Below are 20,638 nucleotides of genomic sequence, written 5' to 3'. Positions count from 1 at the left end.
AACATCAACTCCACAAATGATCTTGTTCACGGTAACCTGCCTTGTGCGTACGGTTGGAACCAAGCGACTGTTCGGTCGTGCGTGACGAAGGCGAAGATCCCAAGCTCTCCCGCGGCTGTAACCTCAGGTGGTACGGGCGACTTCACCAAGCCAAGGTCCGGGCGGCCGCCCGGACCTTGGCTCAACCGCTTCAATCCCACGAAATCTCTCTCGTGCAGATACAAGGGTGTCGGCGACCCAACCCCGCAGGGCGGAATTGGTGGCGCGTGGCGCTGAAAGCGAAAGGCGCGCGCAGCACAATCGCTGCACGCGCCGAACGGTGAATGTCGGAGCCAGACTGGATTTCAGGCTGCCTGCAGCATGGTCTCGATGTCGATCACGGCATGGTTGGTCAATGTCTTGGAAATTTCGGCCTGCACCTTGTCGCTGACTTCCTTGTGCAGCTTCTTGCGCATGGTGCCCAGCATCAAGGGCGGCGCGATCAATACGATCTCGTCAAAGATGCCGTGGTGGGCGAGCTTGTAGAGCCGGTCGGCTATCTCGTCGGCGAAACGTTCCTTGCCCAGCCGGTGCCAGTCTGTGTCCTCGCCCGCACTGCGCTGAGCCAATGGGCCATCGTTGTGGCGACCGGGGCTGTCGCTGCCTCGATCGCGTGTCGCCGGATTGTCTTGCTTCATCTCCTGCACGAGCCGAAGGTTCGGATAGAGGCCATCGCCCTCGTTTTTGAGGAACAGCGCTTTTTCGCCATCGGCCACCATGACCCAGAGGCCAGGTTTCAGGTTGATTTTGCTCATCGCGTGCTCCTTGTCGAAGGTTTAAGTCCCGCCGAAGACTGATTGTTGCGGTAAGGCCCAACGCGTGGCGAAGCAGGAATGTTCCACCTGCCGGGCTGAAACGGCAGCGGCCCCCTTGACTGCTTTCGCCGGCAGCGGAAGAACGGGCAGCATTAATCTAGTAAATTGGTAGAATTTAGAAAAATCTGTTTTGTGACACGGCGCGTTTGCCGCCAAAAGCGCCGCAGAACAAGGCCTGCAACAGCGGCTTGAATCCGCTCCCCGCGCGGATGTGGAATATTTTTCTCTTGGCTGTTACCCTTGCAGAAAAGCGATTGCTTCCCGCGAAGCTATGCGGGAGTGCGTTCCTTCTGGTTTTTCACGCCCGCGCGTAAAACTGCCAAACTGTTCAGGAATCTGCTCGCCATGCCGCAGGCAACAACGCCAAAGCTCAATGCATTCCCCGTCTTCATGCGGGTCGAGGGCGAAGCTGTGGCCATCGTCGGCGGTGGCGAAGAGGCGCTGGCCAAGGCGCGGCTGCTCGGCCAGTCGAGCGCGGTGCTACGGATCATCGCGGAAAACGCCGAACCGGAGCTTCTGACCTTCATCGCACAAAGCGGCGCGATCCACATTGCCGCCGCCTACGATGCCGCGCATCTCGACGGCGCCGTCATGGTGTTTGCCGCCAGCGGCGATGAGGGGCTCGACCGCCGCGTCGCCGAGGACGCGCGCCGCTTAAGCATTCCGGTCAATGCCGTCGACCGGCCGGAGCTCTGCGATTTCTTCACCCCGGCGCTGGTCAACCGGGCACCGGTTGCCATTGCCATCGGCACGGAAGGGGCGGGTCCGGTGCTGGCGCAGATGCTGCGCAGCCGCATCGACCAGATGCTGTCGCCCTCGCTCGGGCCACTGGCAACGCTGGCCGCTTCGTTCCGCGGTGCCGCTGAAAAGTTGCTGCCGAGAGGCAATTCCCGCCGCCGCTTCTGGGGCGATTTCTTCGCTGGCGCGCCGGCGTGTGCTGTGGAGGCCGGTGAGCTTTCGCAGGCGCATGATGCCGCAGTCGGCCTACTGCTTTCGAACGCACCCGCCTCGGGCCATATCGCTCTGGTTGGCGCCGGTCCCGGTGCGGAGGACCTGCTGACCCTGCGCGCCCATCGCCTGCTGATGGAAGCCGACGTCATCGTCTATGACGCGCTGGTGCCGGAGGCGATCGTCGCTATGGGTCGCCGCGACGCCGAGCGCCTGCCTGTCGGAAAGCGCAAGGGCTGCCACTCCAAGAGCCAGGAAGAGATCAACGCGCTGCTGGTCGAACTCGGCCGCGACGGCAAGCGCGTCGTGCGGCTGAAGTCGGGCGATCCGCTGGTGTTTGGCCGCGCCGGCGAGGAAATGGCGGCATTGCGCGACGCCGGCATCGCCTATGACGTGGTTCCGGGCGTCACCGCGGCCTTCGCCGCTGCCGCCGATTTCGAACTGCCGCTGACGTTGCGCGGCGTGTCGTCGTCGATGGTGTTCACCACCGGCCACGACTTGAAAGGCAATTCGCTGCCCGACTGGGCCAAGCTCGCCATTTCCGGCGCCACGGTCGCCGTCTATATGGGTCGCTCGGTCGCGGCCGAGGTTGCGGGACGGCTGATCGAAGCTGGTCTCTCTCCGGATACGGCGGTCGCAGTGGTCGAGAATGCCAGCCTGCAAAATCGCCGCCGCTTCCACGGCACGCTTGCCGACCTGCCGTCGCTGGAGGCGCGCGTCGACCTGACCGGCCCGGTGATGACCATCATCGGCGATGCCGTTGCCGGCGCCAATTTTGAACGTTCCGAGCCGCTGGCGACACACAGGCACGAAGGTGCGAGCATTGCTGCCGCCCAAGGAGTTGAACAATGAAGGTTCTGACCGCAAACCGCCTCACCGATGGCATTGCCGTCTGGTACGCCAATGGCGGCTGGGCGGAGAGGATCGACAGTGCAGATCTCGCCCATGACAAGGCGGCCGAGGACCGGCTGGAAGCAATCGGTGCTGCGGCCTATGCCAACAACGAAGTGGTCGACGTCAATCTGATCGACGTGACCGTCGTGGACGGTATCGTCGAGGCGGTGCGGCTGCGCGAAAAGATCCGTGCCGCCGGCCCGACCAATCGCAACGATCTGGGCAAGCAGGCCCGTCCGGAAGCCGTCCGGGCGGCATAGACGACGACATTGATTTAAGCGGGCGGACGCGCCCGGAAAGACGAAGCATGTACCGTTACGATGAGTTCGACCACGATTTTGTCCAGGCCCGCGTCGCCGAGTTCAGCGACCAGGTCGAGCGCCGGCTTGCCGGTGAGATCACCGAGGACCAGTTCCGGCCGCTGCGGCTGATGAACGGCGTCTACCTGCAGCTGCACGCTTACATGCTGCGCATCGCGGTGCCGTACGGCACGCTGAGCGGCAAGCAGCTGCGCATGCTTGGCCACATCGCCCGCAAATACGACAAGGGTTACGGCCATTTCACCACGCGGCAGAACATCCAGTTCAACTGGCCGGCGCTGTCCGACATTCCGGCGATCCTGGCCGATCTGGCAAGCGTCGAGATGCACGCCATCCAGACCAGCGGCAACTGCATCCGCAATGTCACCGCCGACCATTTCGCCGGCGCTGCCGCCGACGAGGTCGCCGATCCGCGCCCCTATGCGGAAATCCTGCGCCAATGGTCGTCGGTGCATCCGGAATTCTCGTTCCTGCCGCGCAAATTCAAGATCGCGGTGACCGGCGCCGAGCGCGACCGTGCCGCCATCCAGACGCATGACATCGGCCTGCATCTGAAGAAGAACGCGGCTGGCGAACTCGGCTTTGCGGTCTATGTCGGCGGTGGCCAGGGCCGCACGCCGATGGTGGCCAAGAAAATCCGCGACTTCCTGCCGGAGGCCGACCTTCTGTCCTACTGCACGGCGATCCTGCGCGTTTACAACCTCTATGGCCGCCGCGACAACAAGTACAAGGCGCGCATCAAGATCCTCGTCCACGAGACCGGCGTCGAGGAAATCACCCGCCAGGTCGAGGCCGAATGGCTGGAACTGAAGGACGCCGAGCTGAAGCTGCCGGAAGCCGACATCCGCGCCATCGACGCCTATTTCGCGCCGCCCGGACTGAGCGACCGGCCGGAAGGCGACGCTTCGGTCAGGCTGGCTCGCCTCGACTCCAAAAGCTTTTCGGAATGGCTCGACCAGAACGTGGTGACGCACCGCCATCCCGACTATGCCGCGGTGACGATCTCGCTCAAGGGTATCGGCGAAGCGCCGGGTGACGCCTCCGACAGCCAGATGGAAGCAGTGGCCGACATCGCCGAAAAATATTCCTTCGACGAGCTGCGCGTCAGCCATGAGCAGAACCTGATCCTGCCGCATGTGGCGCGCGCCGACCTCAAGGCAGTCTACGACGCGCTGGTCGACATCGGACTGGCGACGGCCAATTCCAACCTGATCACCGACATCATCTCGTGCCCGGGCCTCGATTATTGCGCGCTGGCGACGGCGCGCTCGATCCCGATCGCGCAGGAAATCTCGCTGCGCTTCGCCTCGCTGGAGCGGCAGCGCGACATCGGCGAACTGAAGCTGAAGATTTCCGGCTGCATCAATGCCTGCGGCCATCACCATGTCGGTCACATCGGCATTCTGGGGGTGGAGAAGAAGGGCGCCGAGCTCTATCAGGTGACGCTTGGCGGCTCGGCTGACGAAAACACTTCGGTCGGCGAGATCATCGGCCGCGGCTTCAGTTCGGAAGAAATCACCGACGCCATCGAGCAGATCGTCGAAACCTATCTCGGCCTTCGCCTCGATCGCACAGAAAAATTCATCGACGCCTACCGCCGTGTCGGTCCCGCGCCGTTCAAGGAGGCGCTCTATGCTGGCGAAACCAAGGCCGCTTGACCGGATCGTCGACGTCGAGCAAGGCATCGCTGCGCAGGCAGCCGGGCTCGACGCGCTCTATGGTCATCTGACCCCGCTCGAGATCATCGAGCGCTCGGCCAGGGAACTTTTTCATGGCGAGATCGCCGCCGTTTCATCGTTCGGCGCCGATTCAGCCGTGCTGCTGCACATGATCGCCAAGATCGACCGCACGCTGCCGGTGATCTTTCTCGACACCGGCAAGCATTTCGAGGAGACGCTCGGTTACCGCGACGCGCTCGTCGCCGATTTCGGCCTGACCGACATCCGCGTGATCACCCCCGACGAGGCGGCGCTTTCGCGTATCGATCCGACCGGCAATCTGAACCAAACCGACACCGACGCCTGCTGCGATGTGCGCAAGGTCGAGCCGCTGGCGCGCGGCGTTGAGCCGTTCCGCGCCTGGTTCACCGGCCGTAAGCGCTTCCAGGCAGCGACACGGGCATCGCTTCCCATCTTCGAGGCGGTCGGTTCGCGCATTCGCATCAACCCGCTGGCGCGCTGGACGACGTCCGACCAGGCCGACTACATGCGCGCGCATGCGCTGCGCGAGAATCCGCTGGTCGCCTATGGCTATCTGTCGATCGGTTGCTTCCCATGCACTCAGCCGGTGCAGCCGGGCGATGATGCGCGCAGCGGCCGTTGGGCCGGGCATGCCAAGACCGAGTGCGGCATCCATTTGTCGGGGCTGGAGAAGTCGCTGACCGACGCCTCCCTTTAGGGTATGTTGGTATTCAGCCGGCCTGCAAACGGCGGTCCCCACCCTGAAGCCGCCGGCTTGGTCTGGACTGACTTTCAGCAAACTTTCGATTCTTTGGGGCTTTAGGAATTTGATGACAGAACAGACGACACCGGAGACCCGCCTCTGGACCCCGACGGGTTTTCGCGAGGACGAGTGGGCGCATGCCGAAAGCGCTGAGGCGCTGTCCGGCAACGGTCGCTTCATCCTGCCGCTGCAGGCGTTTCTCAGCCTTGATCCGGAGGTGCGCCGGTCGGCGAAGGAGCGCATCGGGGTGCTGCTTCAGCCCGGCGACCCGCTGGAAAAGATTGCCGACCTGCTTGACCAGCTGTCGCTGGTGGCGCTGGCCTTCCCGGCGTTCAGCGACGGCCGCTCCTTCTCCAAGGGCGAGTTGCTGCGCAGCCGCTACCATTTCGAGGGCGCGGTGCGCGCCTCCGGCCAGGTTCTCGTCGATCAGCTGCCGCACATGCTGCGGCTCGGCTTCGACGAGTTCGAGGTCTCGCATCCGGTGCTTTTGAAGCGGCTCGAGGAAGGCCGCACCGGCGGCCTGTCGCTGTACTATCAGCCAACCGCCGAGCCGGAGCCCAAGGGACCAAAGTACTCCTGGCGGCGCGAACGCGCCGGCTGACGTTGCGGTAATCCCACACGACTTTACATCGGCTGCGATCAGGCCTTCTCTGACCGTCCGGACGGAAACATCCGCCGGGCGCCAGGGAGGAGACCATGCGCTACGATTACGTCATCGCCGGTGGCGGTTCGGCCGGCTGCACGCTTGCCGCAAGGCTCTCCGAAGATGCCTCGAAAACGGTCTGCCTGATCGAGGCTGGCGGCGAGGGCAAGGATCTGCTCATCCGCGCGCCGGCAGGCATCATCGCGCTGCTGCCGGGCCGGCCGAAGATCAACAACTGGGCCTTCCAGACGGTGCCGCAGGAGGGCTTGGGCGGGCGCAAGGGCTACCAGCCGCGCGGAAAGGCGCTGGGCGGCTCCAGCGCCATCAATGCCATGCTCTACACGCGCGGCCATCGCGGCGACTATGACGAATGGGCCGATCTCGGTTGCGACGGCTGGTCGTGGGACGAGGTGCTGCCCTATTTCCGGCGCGCCGAAGGCAATCAGCGCGGCCCCGACGCGTTGCATGGCGGCGACGGGCCATTGCGGGTCGGCGAGCAGCGGGAGCCGCGCCCGATCGCCAAGGCCTTTGTCGAGGCCTGCGGTGAAAACCAGATCCGCCGCAACGATGATTTCAACGGGCCGGAGCAGGAGGGGGCAGGGCTTTATCAGGTGACGCAGTTCTGGGGCGAGGCTCGCGCCGGCGAACGTTGCTCGGCGGCTGCCGCTTACTTGCATCCGGCGATGAGCCGGCCGAACCTGACCGTCATCACCGGCGCGCATGCCACCGGCGTCGTCCTTGACGGTAGGCGCGCCACCGGCGTGCGCTACCGCGCGGGCAAAAGCGACGCCGTGGCGGAAGCCAGGCGCGAGGTGATCCTGTGCGGCGGCGCTTTCGGATCGCCGCAGCTTCTTCTCCTGTCCGGCATCGGCCCGGCGGCCGAACTTGCCATGCACGGGGTTCCGGTCGTCCACGAACTGCCCGGTGTCGGACAGAACTTGCAGGACCATCTCGATTTCATCCTGGCCTGGACGTCCAGGGAGACCGACCTGATGGGCATCGGCCTGCGCGGCACACCTGGCCTGCTGCGGCACATGCTGCGCTGGCGCAAGGACGGCAGCGGCATGATCGCCACGCCCTATGCGGAAGGTGGCGCCTTCCTCAAATCCGATCCGGCGATCGACCGGCCCGACCTGCAACTGCATTTCTGCATTGCTATCGTCGACGATCACGGCCGCAAGCTGCATATGGGCTATGGCTTTTCCTGCCATGTCTGCGTGCTCAGGCCGCATTCGCGCGGCACGGTCGGGCTGTCGACGCCAGATCCCCTGGCGCCGCCGCGCCTCGACCCGCGCTTTCTCTCCGACGAACGCGATGGCCACCTTTTGCTCAAGGGGGTCAGGATGATGCGCGGCATCCTGGAGGCGCCGGCGCTGGCGAAGTATCGCCACAAGGAAATCTACACCGCCGGCGCTGCCAGCGATACCGAACTGATGGCGCATATCCGCGCGCGCGCCGACACGATCTATCACCCGGTCGGCACCTGCAAGATGGGCGTCGACGAGATGGCGGTGGTCGACCCGCAGCTCAGGGTGCGCGGGCTGCAAGGGCTGCGTGTTGTCGACGCCTCGGTGATGCCGACCTTAATCGGCGGCAACACCAATGCGCCGACGATCATGATTGCCGAAAAGGCGGCCGACATGATCAAGGCCGCCTGATCGTCACCTGTCTCTGGTCGAACCAGTCATGCCCCTTTTGTCCATCGCGAAGAATTCTGGTGCGGCATCGGCTGCATTGCGCAAAATCTGGTCAGACCAATTGTGCGAATCACGCTTTTCCTTTTGCCGTCTTGCCCTTAGGATAGGTCCATTATTTCGTAATCCGAAATAAATGACCACCAAGGGAGGAACCGGAATGGCAGGCAAGAGGATATTGATGCTCGTTGGTGAGTTCAGCGAGGAATACGAGATTTTCGTCTTTGAACAGGCCATGCATGCGGTTGGCCACACCGTGCATGTCGTCTGCCCCGACAAGAAGGCGGGCGACATCCTCAAGACGTCGCTGCACGATTTCGAGGGTCACCAGACCTATACGGAAAAGCTCGGCCACGATTACATCCTCAACAAGACCTTTTCCGAGGTGAAACCGGCCGAATACGACGCCGTCTATGCGGCGGGCGGGCGCGGGCCGGAATACATTCGCATCGACAAGCGGGTCCAGGCGCTGGTGCGGCATTTCCACGAAACCGGCAAGCCGATCTTCACCATCTGCCACGGCGTGCAGATCCTGATTGCGGTCGACGGCGTCGTGCGCGGCCGCCAAGTGGCAGCACTGCAGTATTGCGAGCCGGAGGTCACGCTGGCCGGCGGCATCTACATCGATGTCGCGCCAACCGGCGCCCATGTCGACGGCAATCTGGTGTCGGCCAAGGGCTGGCCCGGGCTGGCCGCTTTCATGCGCGAATGCCTGAAAGTGCTCGGCACCGAAATCCGCCATGGCGAGATCCTGCGCGACGAGCGCAAGGCGGCCTGATCCGGGATTTTTGCCAATGCCGCCGCGCCGCATGGGGTGCGGCGGCGGCCCTTTGCTTTCGAGGCTCTATCGCATCGGCCGGGAAATCGAATCCGTCAGAAGTAACGCTTGAGATTGCCGCGGATGCGATCCAGCACGGTGTCGCCAGTGAGATCAGGCACGAATTCCCTGCCGGTGATCGCTTCATAGGCCTGCGCGTAAACCCGTGAAGTCTGGTTGATGATCTCGTCGGGAATCCTCGGGATCGGTTCCTTGTAAGGATCGCAGCGGGCCGAGACCCACGACCGAATGAAATCCTTGTCAAAACTGTCCGGCCGCGTGCCGTTCTGGAGCGCCTGTTGGTAGGTCGTCGCGATCCAGTAGCGGCTGCTGTCGGGCGTATGGATTTCATCGGCAAGAACGATCGTCCCGTCCTTGTCGACGCCGAACTCGTATTTCGTGTCGGCGAGGATCAGGCCACGCTCGGTAGCGCGCCTCTGGCCTCGCGCGAACAGCTGCAAGGCGTAGCTTGAAACGGTCTGCCATTGCGCCGGTGTGAGAAGCCCTTGCTCGATGATTTCGGCTTCGGACAGGGGTTCATCATGACCGCCGTCAAAAGCCTTGCTGGTCGGGGTGATGATCGCTTGGCGAAGCTTTTCGTGGGCGCGCAATCCGTCCGGCAGGACGGTGCCATACATATGCCGCTCGCCGTTCTTGTATTTGGTCAGAATTGACGTGCTGGTGGTTCCTGCGAGATAGCCACGCACGACAATTTCGACCGGCAGGATTTCGAGCCGCGTGCCAACGACAACGTTGGGGTCGGGATATTCAAGCACATGGTTCGGGCAGATATCGGCGGTCTCTTCGAACCAGTGCCGGGCAATCTGCGTCAGGATCTCTCCCTTGAACGGGATCGAGGTCAGGATGGTGTCGAAGGCACTGATGCGGTCAGTGGCGATAATGATGCGTCGCCCGTCCGGCAGGTCGTAATTGTCCCGTACCTTGCCGTTGTAGCGGTTCGGCAGTTCGGGAATGAAGGCATCTGTGAGAACGCGGAGATCGCTCATGAAGGATATCGTCTGTCGGTGGGGTTACAGATCCGGCTCGCGCTGCGCCCGATCCGATTGGTGCTAAATCGCCATCCGCGCTTCGCGGAATGACACCAGCTTGCGGCGGTTCTCGTCCCACAGCGCCAGCTTGACGCAGCGCAGGCTGTCGAGAAGCGTGACGCGGCCGATGTTGCGCAGTTCCGGATAGTCGCGCAGCACTTCCGGAAGCCGGTAGCACGGCACCTTGGCGGAGAGGTGATGGACGTGGTGAACGCCGATGTTGCCGGTGAACCAGTTCAGCACCGGCGGCAGGTCATAGTAGGACGATCCATGCAGCGCCGCATGCTGGAATTCCCATTCGGAATCCTTCGCCCACTCTGTCTCCTCGAATTGGTGCTGGACGTAGAACAGCCAGACGCCGGCCGAACCGGCGAGGATGACGATGGGCAGATGGACGACCAGGAACGCGCCGGGACCGACAAACCAGATGAGGATTGCCGCGGCGAGCGCGATGGCGAGGTTGGTGGCCATCGATGACACCCAGGGCGTCAGGCCACCCCGCATCATGCCGACCGGCAGCCGCTGCTCAAAAATGAAAAGCCATATCGGCCCAAGGCCGAACATCACCAGCGGATGGCGATAGAGACGATAGCCAAGACGGCCTCGCCACGACATCTGCCGGTATTCGGCGACGGTCAGCGTCCTGATGTCGCCCATGCCGCGCTCGTCGAGATTGCCGGCGCTGGCGTGATGGGTGGCGTGGGCGCGGCGCCAGCAATCATAGGGCGTCAGCGTCAGCACGCCCAGGCTGCGGCCGATCCAGTCGTCGGCATAGCGATTGGCGAAGAAGGAGCCGTGGCCGCAATCGTGCTGGATCATGAAAATCCGCACCAGAAAGGCCGCCGCCGGGACGATGAGGATCAAACCCCACCAATGGCCATAGGAATAGGCGGCCGAAGACAGCGCCCATAACGTGACGAAAGGGATGAGGGTGATTGCAAGTTCGAGGGTGCTGCGTCGCCTGTCAGGCTTCTTGTAGCGCGCTAGAATCTTCAACCAGGCACGCCTGCTGTTGGCAGCAGCCTCGGGGGAAATCATGTTCATCAGGAAGCATAGACGCAGCCCGCCGCTGCCGCAAGGCGCAGATCACGCCAAATTACTGTGCGTAAATGTCGCGCGATGCAAGCCGTCCGTGGCGCTATTGCCGGCGGTCACCGCCGGCCAGGCTGCCTTCCACACCGTCCAGCCGGTCGAGCAGGTCCCTGAAATGGTCGGGAATGTCGGCCTCGGTGCGGAAGGCCGGCAGTGTGCGCAGGAAGCGGGTCGTTGCCTCGGTGGTGAACTGGCGCCTGATATCGGCAGCGAGACTTTCGCGCCTGTCGCCATTGTTGCGGGTCATCATCTCAAAATCCTTTGTCGAGACCGAAACTCCTCCAGCAAGGGAATGGTTCCCCCATCGCAACATTCAGGCAAGCAAAGCCGGTGATTACAGTAAAATTTGAATTAAAATGGAACGCCTCCGCAACGCACCGGCCAGGCGCGACAGGTGGCCGTCAATACCGCTTACCCCTTGATTTTTGGCTGCCAAACCTCGATATCGGGCACAAATCCGAACCATTCGAAATGACGGGAAACGGCGATGAGCGACCAGACGAAAGACGAACGCGCGCCCGAGGACATCGAAACGGCCGAGGCCATTGGCGAGCGCGCCGAAGGCAGCATCGACGGCGACTATGAAGCGCTGGTGCGGCTTCTGAAGGAAAACGAAGAGCTGAAGGACCGCGCGCTGCGCGTCGCGGCCGAGATGGAAAACCTGCGCCGCCGCACCGCGCGCGACGTGCATGACGCACGGACCTATGCGGTGGCCAATTTTGCCCGCGACATGCTGTCGGTGTCGGACAATCTGCGCCGCGCGCTCGACGCCATTCCGGCCGAGGCCAAGGCTTCGGGCGATGCCGGGTTCAAGGCGCTGATCGACGGCGTCGAGATCACCGAACGCGCCATGTTGTCGGCGCTGGAGCGGCACGGAGTGAAGAAGCTCGAGCCGCAAGGCGAGAAGTTCGATCCGAATTTCCACCAGGCGATGTTCGAGGTGCCCAATCCGGACGTGCCGGCCAACACCGTGGTCCAGATCGTTCAGCCGGGCTATTCGATCGGCGAGCGCGTGCTGCGGCCGGCCATGGTCGGCGTCGCCAAGGGCGGCCCCAAATATGTGGCGAGCGAAACGCCTGTCGAACCTGGGCCGGTCAATGACGAGGCCGAGAGGGACGCTTGAACGGATAAGCGAGTAGGGAATAGCGAGTAGCGAATAGGGAAATAGCCAATAGCCGCCACGTGGCTTTGTGCTATTCGCTATTTCCCTATTCGCTATTCACTCTTTCATTGTTCGCCCATGAACCCCATCGACCTCCTCGACTATGCCGGTGTCGCCGTCTTCGCGGCGACAGGTGCGCTTGCCGCCTCGCGCAAGCAGCTCGACATTATCGGTTTCCTGTTCCTGGCCAGCGTTACCGGCATCGGCGGCGGCACGTTTCGCGACGTCATCCTCAATTTGCCGGTGTTCTGGGTCGCCAACCGTGACTACGTGCTGATCTGCGCGGTGGTTGCGGTGCTGGTCTTCTTCAGCGCGCACCGTGTCGAGTCCCGCTACAAATTGCTGCTCTGGCTCGACGCCGTCGGTCTCGCTGCCTTCTCGGTGATGGGCGCTGCCAAGGGTCTGGCCATCACCGGCTCTCCGGTCGTGTCAGTCATCACCGGCGTGCTCACCGCCACCTTTGGCGGCATTCTGCGCGACCTTCTGGCCGGCGAGCCGTCAGTGCTGCTGAGACCCGAAATCTATGTCACCGCCGCCCTTGCCGGTGCTGCCCTCTACACGCTGGGCGATCTCGCCGGGTTGCCGCCGTTTGCCGCCGGCCTGGCGGGCTTCGCAGCGGCTTTCCTGGTGCGCGGCGGCGCACTCAAGTTCGGCTGGTCGTTTCCGTCCTACAAGAGCCGGCCGGGACGGCGGCCGGAAGACATTCCTTGAGAGTGAGTAGCGAATAGGGAGTAGCGAATAGGGGATAGCAGTCCGCAAGATTGCGGCGTAGCTCTCGCTATTCGCTATTCGCTATTCGCTATTCGCTATTCGCTATTCGCTGGCGTCAGGCGGCGAAGCGCTGGGCTTCCCCACCATAGTAGTTGACGTAGCGCGCACCGATTTCCTTGACCGGCATCACGACGAACACGTCGACCGTCGAGAATTCGCGGTCGATGACGCAGCCGTCACCGATGCGGGCGCCGACGCGCAGATAGCCCTTGACCAGCGGCGGCATGGCCGCAATGGCCGCCTTGGTGTTGACCGCCTCGATCGGCATCAAATCCATCGAGCAATAGCGCCCGGTGACCGCGCGTACATCCCAGGCCGAGTTGGTCCGGCAGTGATGGGCAAGATAGGTGAGCGCCTCGGCATGCGCCGCCGGCACTGTGCCATGGAACGAAGCGCAGCCGGTCATCACGCCGATCTCATAGTGCTTGATATAGGCCCATATGCCTTGCCACAGCGCCTCGATGGTACGCTTCGAGCGGTATTCCGGCAAAACGCAGGAGCGGCCGAGTTCGAGGAAACGCTGGCCGGGATGGCGGGCGATGAGCTTGGTCAGCTCGAATTCACCCTCGGAATAGAACCCGCCTGCCGTTGCCGCAATTTCCTGCCGCAGAAGGCGGTAGGTGCCGACGATGCGGCGGTGCTCGGGGCCGGAGAGCGTGGTGTCGAAGACGAGCAGATGGTCGCAGAGCGGATCGAACCGATCGGCGTCGCGGTGGTCCTGGAACAGGTCCTTCCTGGCGCCAAGCTCGTCATAAAATACCCGGTAGCGCACTTCCTGGGCAGCGGCGATCTCGGCCTCGTTGCGGGCGAGCCGCACTTCGAGGTTGCCGATCCGGCCGAGCGAAGCGCCTTTTATGACGGAATCGGCGCTACGCCCGGCGAGCAGTGCGCTGCTGGCGTTCGGCCGAGTGTCACATTCCGGCATAACTGTATGCACGAGTGATTCTCCTTCGAGCCATCCCTCTTGGCACGGGGATACGGTGTAGGTGCAACAGGATTGTGACAGTACCGTGATACGGCGTTCTGGGCAATACTTCGCCGGCTGGCCAGCGCGCGACTTCGGCAAGCGGAATCAGTTTTGCCGTACTCGCCTTCGGTTCCGCAAGGGATGATGTGCCGAGCGAAAAGCGCTGCAACGTCCGGGCGCGTCCCACAAGACACGCGGCGCTCCAAGGCCGTCAGCCGGCTACATTATCTGGGAAGCGAAAGGGCGGATACCAATTCAGGCGGCCACCTGGCCTTCGACGGCATGAACCAAAGCGTCGGGATCGAGCGGCTTGGTGACAAAGCCGCTGGCGCCGTGGGCGAGCACGGCGTGGCGGGTCTTTTCCTGGCTGTCGGCGGAAAGCACCATGATCGGCACCGGCGGCACCGCCATTTCCTCCTCGTGGCGGCGGATGGCGGCGATCGCATCAAGCCCGTCCATGACGGGCATGTGCAGGTCCATCAGCACCACGTCAAAACGATGTTTGAGCCCGGCCTCGGTGACGGCCTCGACCGCGGCCTTGCCGTTGCCGACCACTTTCACGCGATGCCCGGCCTTCACAAGCGTGGCGCGGGCGAGCATGGCGTTGATGTCGTTGTCCTCGGCGATCAGCACCGACAGGCCTTGCCGGCGACCACCGAGGGTACGAATGGAGGGGGCTCCGCGTTTTTCCGGCTGCGGCTTGGGCAGCGTCGGGGCATGGCTGGTCAAAAGTACGCGCAACAGCGTCTCGCCGCGCACCGGCCTTGCCAGGAAGGTGGCGTAGCCACTGGCGCGGAATTCGCCAAGCATGCCGCGGTCGGTCGGCGCGATCAGCGTGATGGCCTCGCAATCGGCAAAGCCGCTCTGGCGCAGGCGCTTGAGCAGCCTGCCATCGCTGTCTTCCATAGCCGCATCGATCAGAAGCACGTCGCAGTCCGCGGCAAAAGGCGCCGCCTGGGCCGAGGTAGCAGCCAGATTGACGACGCCGCCATGGGCACGGATGGTGCGGGCGATGGCATCGGCCTCGATGGCGTTCTTCGAGACGATCACCGCGTGCCGGCCCGATAGAATGCTCTGGCGGTTTTGCGGTGCCTCGGTGGCCGCAATGGCCGGGATTTCGAAGACGAATTCAGATCCTTCGCCGAGCCGGCTCGACACCGAGATGGTGCCGCCCATGGCTGTCACCAGGCGCCTGGAGATGGCAAGACCGAGGCCGGCGCCGCCATGCACACGGGTCGAGGTGCCGTCGGATTGTTCGAATTCCTCGAAGATGCGCTCCATGTCGTCCTCGCGCAGTCCGGGGCCGGTGTCGGCAACGATGAAGCAAATGCGGTCGGTCGTCTCGGTGCGTGCCCGTGCGACGCTGACCAGCACGCCGCCGCTGTCGGTGAATTTGACGGCATTGCCGATGAGGTTGAGCAGCACCTGCCTCACCCTGCCGGGGTCGGCTGTGATCATCAGCGGCACGTCGGGTTCGACGTGACAGCCGAGGCCGATGTTCTTGGCGAAGGCTTTCGCCGCCATCAGTTCGATGATGTTGTCGGCGATTTCGCGCAGCGATGTCGGCTGCGGTTCCGGGTCGAAGCGGCCTGCCTCGATCTTGGAATAGTCGAGCAGGTCCTCGATCAGGGCGAGCAGTGCGCTGGCCGAGGTCGAGACGGCACTGACATAGGTCCGCTGCTCAGGCGAAAGATGGGTGTCGGCCAGAAGCTTGGCCATGCCCATGATGCCGTTCATCGGCGTGCGGATTTCATGGCTGACGGTTGCGAGGAAGCGCGATTTGGCCTGGCTTGCATATTCGGCGCGTTCGCGAGCGGTGATCAGTGACGATTCCGCGCGCTTGCGGGCGGTGATGTCGCGGGCGATCGCCCGGTGCGAGACGGCGCCCGAGTCCTTCTCGCGCACCGACAGTTCGATCCACGAGAACCAGCGCGGCCCGGCCGGCGTGCGGATGGCGACGTCGGTGGAGCTCAAACATTCGTGATCCGAAAAGGCGGCATCGGGGACAATGCCGACGTCGATGCCGAGTTCGGTCAGGGTCTTGCCGGCAAGGTCGCGCTGATCGATTTCGACAAGGCCGGCGAAAACCTTGTTGGCATAGACGATGTGGCCGTCGCGGTCGCGATGGACGACGAGGTCGCCCAGCGCATCGATGAGCCCGCGAAAACGCTCCTCGCTCTCCTGCATCTCCCACATGCGATCGGCCAGCGTCTCGATCTCGGCGCGGCTGCGGGCCGTGGCTTCGTCGAGCAGGGCCACTGTCCGGCGCTCGGCGCGCCTGGCGCGCAGATGCATGACGAGGCCGCCCATGCCGGTCGCCAGCAAGCCGATGGTGATGAAGATCGGCGCTCCGGTCAGATGCGACAGTCCCGCCAGAACGGCGATGGCGACGACCGTCAGGAAGGGCAGGCCCTCGCGGGTGGCGGGCGGCAGTTCGGGCGCCAGCGGCGGCGCGACGAGAATCCGCCGCTTCGGCAGCTCGGGGCTCAGCCCGTCGATGCCTTCGGCACTGTCCGCCTCCCTGATGCCGGATTCCGCGATCATGCGAAATCCCTATCAAACAGAGATTATGGAAGACTGCGGCGGATCGTTCGAATTTTAGCGGTCGAGCGATTCAGGACGGAAAACCGCTTCACATTTTTCCTGGAATGCCACTGAGGGCCTTACATATCCACCACGACGCGACCGCGGATCTTGCCGTCGACGATGTCATGCGCGGCATCGATGATGCCGTCGAAGCCAATGGTTGTGGACAGGCTGGCGAGTTTCTCAAGGTCGAGATCGGTGCCGATGCGGCGCCACGCCTCGATGCGGACCGCCTTCGGCGCCATCACCGAATCGATGCCGAGCAGCGAAACACCGCGCAGGATGAACGGGGCGACGCTCGACGGCAGATCCATGCCGCCGGCCAGGCCGCAGGCGGCGACCGCGCCGCCATAGGAGGTCATCGACAGCACATTGGCCAGCGTATGGCTGCCGACCGCATCGATGCCGCCGGCCCAGCGCTCCTTGGCCAGCGGCTTTGCCGGTTGGGCGAGCTCGTCGCGCGAGATTACTTCCGCCGCGCCAAGGTCGATCAGATAGGGGCTTTCGGCGTTGCGGCCGGTCGAGGCGATGACATGATAGCCGAGGCTGGACAGGATCGAGACGGCGACCGAGCCGACGCCACCGGCAGCGCCCGTCACCACCACCGGGCCGCGATCAGGCACGATGCCGTGCCGCTCCAGTGCGATGACGCAAAGCATGGCCGTGTAGCCGGCCGTGCCGACTGCCATGGCGTCATGCGCGCTCATGCCGTCCGGCAGCGGCACCAGCCAATCGCCCTTGACGCGGGCGCGTCCGGCATAGGCGCCGAAATGCGTCTCGCCGACGCCCCAGCCGTTCAAGATTACCTTGTCGCCCTTGCGCCAGTCGTCATGGGAAGACGAGATGACGGTGCCGGCGAAATCGATGCCCGGCACCAACGGCCAGCGGCGGATCACCGGCGCCTTGCCGGTGATGGCCAGCCCGTCCTTGTAGTTGACCGTCGTCGCTTCTACCGCGACGGTGACATCGCCTTCCATCAGATCGGCTTCGGTGAGGTCGGTCACGGCCACCGACTGCTTCTTCTCGGCGTCGCGTGAAACGAGGATGGCTTTGAAGGTCTCGGTCACTTTTGTCTCCTCGGTCTGGCGGTGCGTGGACTGTGCGGCGACAGCCCGGCGCGGTCAATCTTTCAAGAGAGCCGGGCGTTCAAGCGTCCGGACCTTGCGGCTTCACTTCGCGCCGCCAGCCGATGAGTTCGTCGAAGACGACCAGCGCCGCGCCGACCGAAATGAAGGCGTCGGCGAGGTTGAAGATGGCGAAGGACCAGACAGGCGTGTGGAACAGGATGTAGTCGATGACGTGGCCGTAGACGGCACGGTCGATGAGATTGCCGAGCGCGCCGCCGACGATCAATGCAAAGCCGATGCGGGCAAGCACGTGGGCGGGCGGCGTACGCGTCGCGAGATAGAGCACGAAAGCGACGACGAGAACCGCAATCACCACCAGGCCGGTGTCGCCGAAGGACTCGAACATCGAGAAAGCAATGCCGGTATTGTAGGTACGGTACAGCGCCAGGAACGGCACCAGATCGATTTTTTCCTGGAAGGCGAGACCGGTCTCGACCAGGTGTTTCACCCATTGGTCGAGGCCGATTGCCGCCACAGTCAGCAGGACGTAGGGGGACCATGATTTCACGGTTTGGTATCCTCAGGGGCAAGCTTCAGCGCGCCGCGCCGGATCTCGAACAGCATGATGCCGGTGGCGACCGCAAGGTTGAGCGAATCGGCGCGGCCCGCCTGCGGAATGCGCAGCAGCCTGTCGCAGCTTTCGGCCAGATTGTCGGGCAGGCCCTGCTGCTCGTTGCCCATCATCAAGAGCACCGGGCCCCTGGAGAAATCGACCGAACGATAGTCGACCGCCCCTTTTAGATGCGTGCCGGCGACGAGGCCTGAAAAGCTGTTGCGCCAGGCGAGAAAGGCTTCCGGCGTGGCTTTGGTCACCGGCACGGCGAAGATCGAACCCATGGTGGCGCGCACGGTTTCGACGGAAAAAGGATCGGTGGTTTCACCGACCAGGATGACGCCTTTGGCGCCGACGGCATCGACGGTGCGGATGACGGTGCCGAGATTGCCGGGGTCGCGCACCCGGTCGAGCGCCACCCAGACGTCGCCGTCGTGGGCGCGGATGTCCCTCAGCGCCAAGAATTTTTGCGAGAAGACGCCAACCACCATTTGCGGATTGTCGCGGCGGGTGATGGCGACCAGCACCTTTTCCGACACTTCGAGCACGGTGCCGCCGGCGGCAACCGTGCGCGCCGCCACTTTTTCGATGGCCGCATTGCCGCGCCCGGCCTTGGCGAAGACCAGCGTCTTGATCGACCAGCCGAGGTCGAGCGCGTCGATGACCAGTTTCAGCCCTTCGGCCATGAAGGCGTTCTGCTGGTCGCGGAATTTCTTCTGCGCCAGCGCCTTGATGTCCTTGATCAGCGGGTTGGCGAGGCTGGTGACTTCCTTGACCTGCCCCGGTGCGCCTGCGTGCCGCTCGTTCATCAGGCCACCCAGCGCGAAAACAGCGAGGTCGACAGCGCGCGGCCGGCCGACTTCTCGCGGATGATCAGTTCGCCGGATTCGACCGTACCGCCCATGCCGGCAAAGGTGTCGCGCAGCAAGGCATGGATGGCGAAGAAGGAGGCGCGGATCGAATAGGCGGTCAACACCACAGCCAGCGGTTTCGGCGTCAGGATCGCGCGGCAGAGGTCGGTGAGCGCTGGCAGATCCTCGAACAATTGCCAGACCTCGCCCTTGGGGCCGCGGCCATAGGCCGGCGGGTCGAACAGGATGATGTCGTAACGGCTGCCGCGGCGCTCCTCACGCTCGACGAATTTCATGGCGTCGTCGACGATCCAGCGGATCGGCTTGCTGCCGAGGCCGGCCATCTCCTGGTTCTCGCGGGCCCAGCCGATCGCCTTCTTGGAGGCATCGACATGGGTGACCTCGGCGCCGGCGCGAGCCGCCACCAGCGAGGCAAGGCCAGTGTAGCCGAACAGGTTCAGCACCTTGACCGGCCGCTTTGCCGCCGCGATCAATGCGGCCATGTGATCCCAATGCGAGGCCTGCTCGGGGAAGACGCCGACATGGCGAAACGAGGTGAAGCGGCCGAGATAGCCGATGCCGTCATGCTTCATCGGCCAGGTCTCGCCGAGCGGCGTTCCGGGGAAGCGCCAGCGGCCGATGCCTTCTTCGTCGGTGTCGCCGGTGAAAATCGCGTCGGCACGGTCCCAGTCCCTTGCCGGCAGCGCCTTTTGCCAGATCGCCTGGCCCTCGGGCCGCACGATGCGATAGGGACCGTATTGCTCGAGCTTTTGGCCGGCGCCACTGTCGAGCAGCGCATAATCCTGATTGGGCGCCACTTCGAGTATCAGCGGCAGCCGCTCGGAGGGCAGGGCGCCCGGGCGGCGCGACAGGACGCGCGGCGCGGATTTGGGGTCGGACCGGTCGTCCGGTTTTGTCTGTGGCCTTGCCGCTGCGCCAGTCTCGCGTAGACGCGACTGTTCAGCCTTTGCGGGCTGACGCGGGCGGTTGTCGCGGTTTCTGTCGCGAAAGGATTTCAAGAAAGAAAATCTCCGGAGCGGGTGGCCGCTTTTGACATAGGGGCACCTGCTTCGCAACAAAATGGTCCTGCACGCGTTCGGCGCCGGTTTCTGTCGTCGTGCAATGGACCTCGCCGAAAGAAACGGGCAAATCTGAAAAACATGTCCCGTTCTGAACGCCTGCTCGACCTGATCCAGATCCTGCGCCGGCATCGCCGGCCGGTCAGCGGCCGCACGCTCGCCTGCGAGATGGGGATCTCGATCCGCACGCTCTATCGCGACATTGCCACGCTGCAGGGACAGGGCGCGCCGATCGAGGGCGAGGCGGGGCTGGGTTATGTGCTCAAGCCCGGCTTCATGCTGCCGCCGCTGATGTTCACCGACGAGGAGATCGAGGCCATCGTGCTCGGTTCGCGCTGGGTCGCCAAGCAGCCGGATTCACGGCTTTCGGCGGCTGCCACCGACGCGCTGGCCAAGATCGCCGCGGTGCTGCCGGACGATCTGCGCGAGGATCTGGATGCGACGACGCTGCTCGTCGGGCCGCGCATCGAGGCCGTCGAGGGCATCGACCTCGGGCTGGTGCGGCAAGCCATCCGCAACGAACGCAAGCTCGGCTTTCTCTATCGCGATGTCGGCGGTGCTGCTTCGCAGCGCATGGTCTGGCCGTTTGCGCTCGGCTTCTTCGACAAGGTGCGGGTGGTGGTGGCCTGGTGCGAGACGCGGCAGGATTTCAGGCATTTTCGCGCCGATCGCATCTCCGGGCTCAACGTCACTGAGACGCGCTATCCGCGCCGCCGCCAAATGTTGTTGAAGGAATGGCGGGCGACGCTCGACGCGCCACGGCGCTAGCTTCTTGTTTGAGCATGATCT

At 63.8% G+C, this 20,638-nt stretch carries 20 protein-coding genes; 10 read left to right on the top strand and 10 right to left on the bottom strand.

The genetic code is table 11. The annotated features are described in order from the left end of the window. Positions 1 to 344: 344 nt before the first annotated feature. A complete protein-coding gene (locus tag AC1D0N_RS27505) occupies positions 345 to 794 on the bottom strand; it encodes a baeRF12 domain-containing protein (protein ID WP_477249246.1) in 450 nt (149 codons plus the stop codon). A 405-nt stretch (positions 795 to 1,199) separates the two neighbouring features. Here AC1D0N_RS27505 and cysG point away from each other — a divergent pair, with 405 nt between their 5' ends. The 7 genes from cysG to AC1D0N_RS27470 all read left to right on the top strand — a co-directional run bounded on the left by cysG (position 1,200) and on the right by AC1D0N_RS27470 (position 8,573). Beyond that, positions 1,200 to 2,654 (top strand): siroheme synthase CysG, encoded by a 1,455-nt coding sequence (cysG, locus tag AC1D0N_RS27500; protein WP_477249244.1) that lies wholly within the window; start codon positions 1,200 to 1,202, stop codon positions 2,652 to 2,654. After that, positions 2,651 to 2,956: a DUF2849 domain-containing protein gene (locus AC1D0N_RS27495; RefSeq protein WP_477249242.1), complete on the top strand. Its 306-nt coding sequence runs from the start codon at positions 2,651 to 2,653 to the stop codon at positions 2,954 to 2,956. Before cysG ends, AC1D0N_RS27495 begins: the two co-directional genes overlap by 4 nt. Before the next feature lie 47 nt (positions 2,957 to 3,003). Then, the gene (locus AC1D0N_RS27490; RefSeq protein WP_477249240.1) at positions 3,004 to 4,674 is read left to right on the top strand and encodes a nitrite/sulfite reductase; all 1,671 of its coding nucleotides are present in this window, start codon (positions 3,004 to 3,006) and stop codon (positions 4,672 to 4,674) included. Next, complete coding sequence (locus tag AC1D0N_RS27485) at positions 4,649 to 5,413, top strand: phosphoadenylyl-sulfate reductase (protein ID WP_477249238.1); 765 nt, start codon at positions 4,649 to 4,651, stop codon at positions 5,411 to 5,413. Before AC1D0N_RS27490 ends, AC1D0N_RS27485 begins: the two co-directional genes overlap by 26 nt. A 112-nt stretch (positions 5,414 to 5,525) precedes the next feature. After that, entirely contained in the window at positions 5,526 to 6,059 is a 534-nt protein-coding gene (locus tag AC1D0N_RS27480; RefSeq protein ID WP_477249236.1) for a DUF934 domain-containing protein, read from the top strand. 95 nt (positions 6,060 to 6,154) lie between these two features. Beyond that, positions 6,155 to 7,759 (top strand): GMC family oxidoreductase, encoded by a 1,605-nt coding sequence (locus AC1D0N_RS27475; protein WP_477249234.1) that lies wholly within the window; start codon positions 6,155 to 6,157, stop codon positions 7,757 to 7,759. A gap of 196 nt (positions 7,760 to 7,955) precedes the next feature. After that, on the top strand, positions 7,956 to 8,573 hold the full coding sequence (locus AC1D0N_RS27470) for a DJ-1/PfpI family protein (protein ID WP_477249232.1): 618 nt from the start codon (positions 7,956 to 7,958) through the stop codon (positions 8,571 to 8,573). A gap of 95 nt (positions 8,574 to 8,668) precedes the next feature. Here AC1D0N_RS27470 and AC1D0N_RS27465 read toward each other — a convergent pair whose 3' ends face one another. From AC1D0N_RS27465 to AC1D0N_RS27455, 3 genes are all read right to left on the bottom strand, one after another. Further along, entirely contained in the window at positions 8,669 to 9,619 is a 951-nt protein-coding gene (locus AC1D0N_RS27465) for a phosphoribosylaminoimidazolesuccinocarboxamide synthase (RefSeq protein WP_477249230.1), read from the bottom strand. 63 nt (positions 9,620 to 9,682) lie between these two features. Further along, positions 9,683 to 10,705 carry a fatty acid desaturase gene (locus tag AC1D0N_RS27460; protein WP_477249229.1) on the bottom strand — a complete coding sequence of 341 codons (1,023 nt, stop codon included), beginning with the start codon at positions 10,703 to 10,705 and terminating at the stop codon, positions 9,683 to 9,685. A 94-nt stretch (positions 10,706 to 10,799) separates the two neighbouring features. After that, complete coding sequence (locus AC1D0N_RS27455; RefSeq protein ID WP_477249227.1) at positions 10,800 to 11,003, bottom strand: hypothetical protein; 204 nt, start codon at positions 11,001 to 11,003, stop codon at positions 10,800 to 10,802. Positions 11,004 to 11,240: 237 nt separating this feature from the next. Here AC1D0N_RS27455 and grpE point away from each other — a divergent pair, with 237 nt between their 5' ends. Then, the gene (grpE, locus tag AC1D0N_RS27450; RefSeq protein WP_477249225.1) at positions 11,241 to 11,876 is read left to right on the top strand and encodes a nucleotide exchange factor GrpE; all 636 of its coding nucleotides are present in this window, start codon (positions 11,241 to 11,243) and stop codon (positions 11,874 to 11,876) included. Positions 11,877 to 11,993: 117 nt separating this feature from the next. Then, on the top strand, positions 11,994 to 12,626 hold the full coding sequence (locus tag AC1D0N_RS27445) for a trimeric intracellular cation channel family protein (RefSeq protein ID WP_477249223.1): 633 nt from the start codon (positions 11,994 to 11,996) through the stop codon (positions 12,624 to 12,626). Between the two features lie 115 nt (positions 12,627 to 12,741). On the opposite strand, the gene olsB is transcribed toward AC1D0N_RS27445, so the two are convergent. From olsB to AC1D0N_RS27415, 6 genes are all read right to left on the bottom strand, one after another. Continuing rightward, positions 12,742 to 13,611: a l-ornithine N(alpha)-acyltransferase gene (gene olsB, locus AC1D0N_RS27440; RefSeq protein ID WP_477249254.1), complete on the bottom strand. Its 870-nt coding sequence runs from the start codon at positions 13,609 to 13,611 to the stop codon at positions 12,742 to 12,744. 297 nt (positions 13,612 to 13,908) lie between these two features. After that, a complete protein-coding gene (locus tag AC1D0N_RS27435) occupies positions 13,909 to 16,197 on the bottom strand; it encodes a hybrid sensor histidine kinase/response regulator (RefSeq protein WP_477249221.1) in 2,289 nt (762 codons plus the stop codon). Positions 16,198 to 16,316: 119 nt separating this feature from the next. After that, a complete protein-coding gene (acuI, locus tag AC1D0N_RS27430; protein ID WP_477249219.1) occupies positions 16,317 to 17,306 on the bottom strand; it encodes an acrylyl-CoA reductase (NADPH) in 990 nt (329 codons plus the stop codon). Positions 17,307 to 17,385: 79 nt separating this feature from the next. After that, entirely contained in the window at positions 17,386 to 17,874 is a 489-nt protein-coding gene (gene lspA / locus AC1D0N_RS27425; RefSeq protein ID WP_477249218.1) for a signal peptidase II, read from the bottom strand. Next, complete coding sequence (locus AC1D0N_RS27420; protein ID WP_477249216.1) at positions 17,871 to 18,728, bottom strand: TrmH family RNA methyltransferase; 858 nt, start codon at positions 18,726 to 18,728, stop codon at positions 17,871 to 17,873. Before AC1D0N_RS27420 ends, lspA begins: the two co-directional genes overlap by 4 nt. Next, entirely contained in the window at positions 18,728 to 19,789 is a 1,062-nt protein-coding gene (locus AC1D0N_RS27415) for an RsmD family RNA methyltransferase (RefSeq protein ID WP_477249214.1), read from the bottom strand. The genes AC1D0N_RS27420 and AC1D0N_RS27415 overlap by 1 nt, the downstream gene beginning before the upstream one ends. 141 nt (positions 19,790 to 19,930) lie before the next feature. Here AC1D0N_RS27415 and AC1D0N_RS27410 point away from each other — a divergent pair, with 141 nt between their 5' ends. Next, positions 19,931 to 20,617, top strand: a complete 687-nt coding sequence (locus tag AC1D0N_RS27410; RefSeq protein ID WP_477249212.1) for a helix-turn-helix transcriptional regulator — start codon at positions 19,931 to 19,933, stop codon at positions 20,615 to 20,617. The last annotated feature ends 21 nt before the right edge of the window (positions 20,618 to 20,638 follow it).

The sequence above is a fragment of the Mesorhizobium sp. P2_E10 genome, from assembly GCF_056404235.1.
The sequence above is the reverse complement of the archived record's forward strand: the minus strand, read 5'-3'. Positions and strand labels throughout refer to the sequence as shown.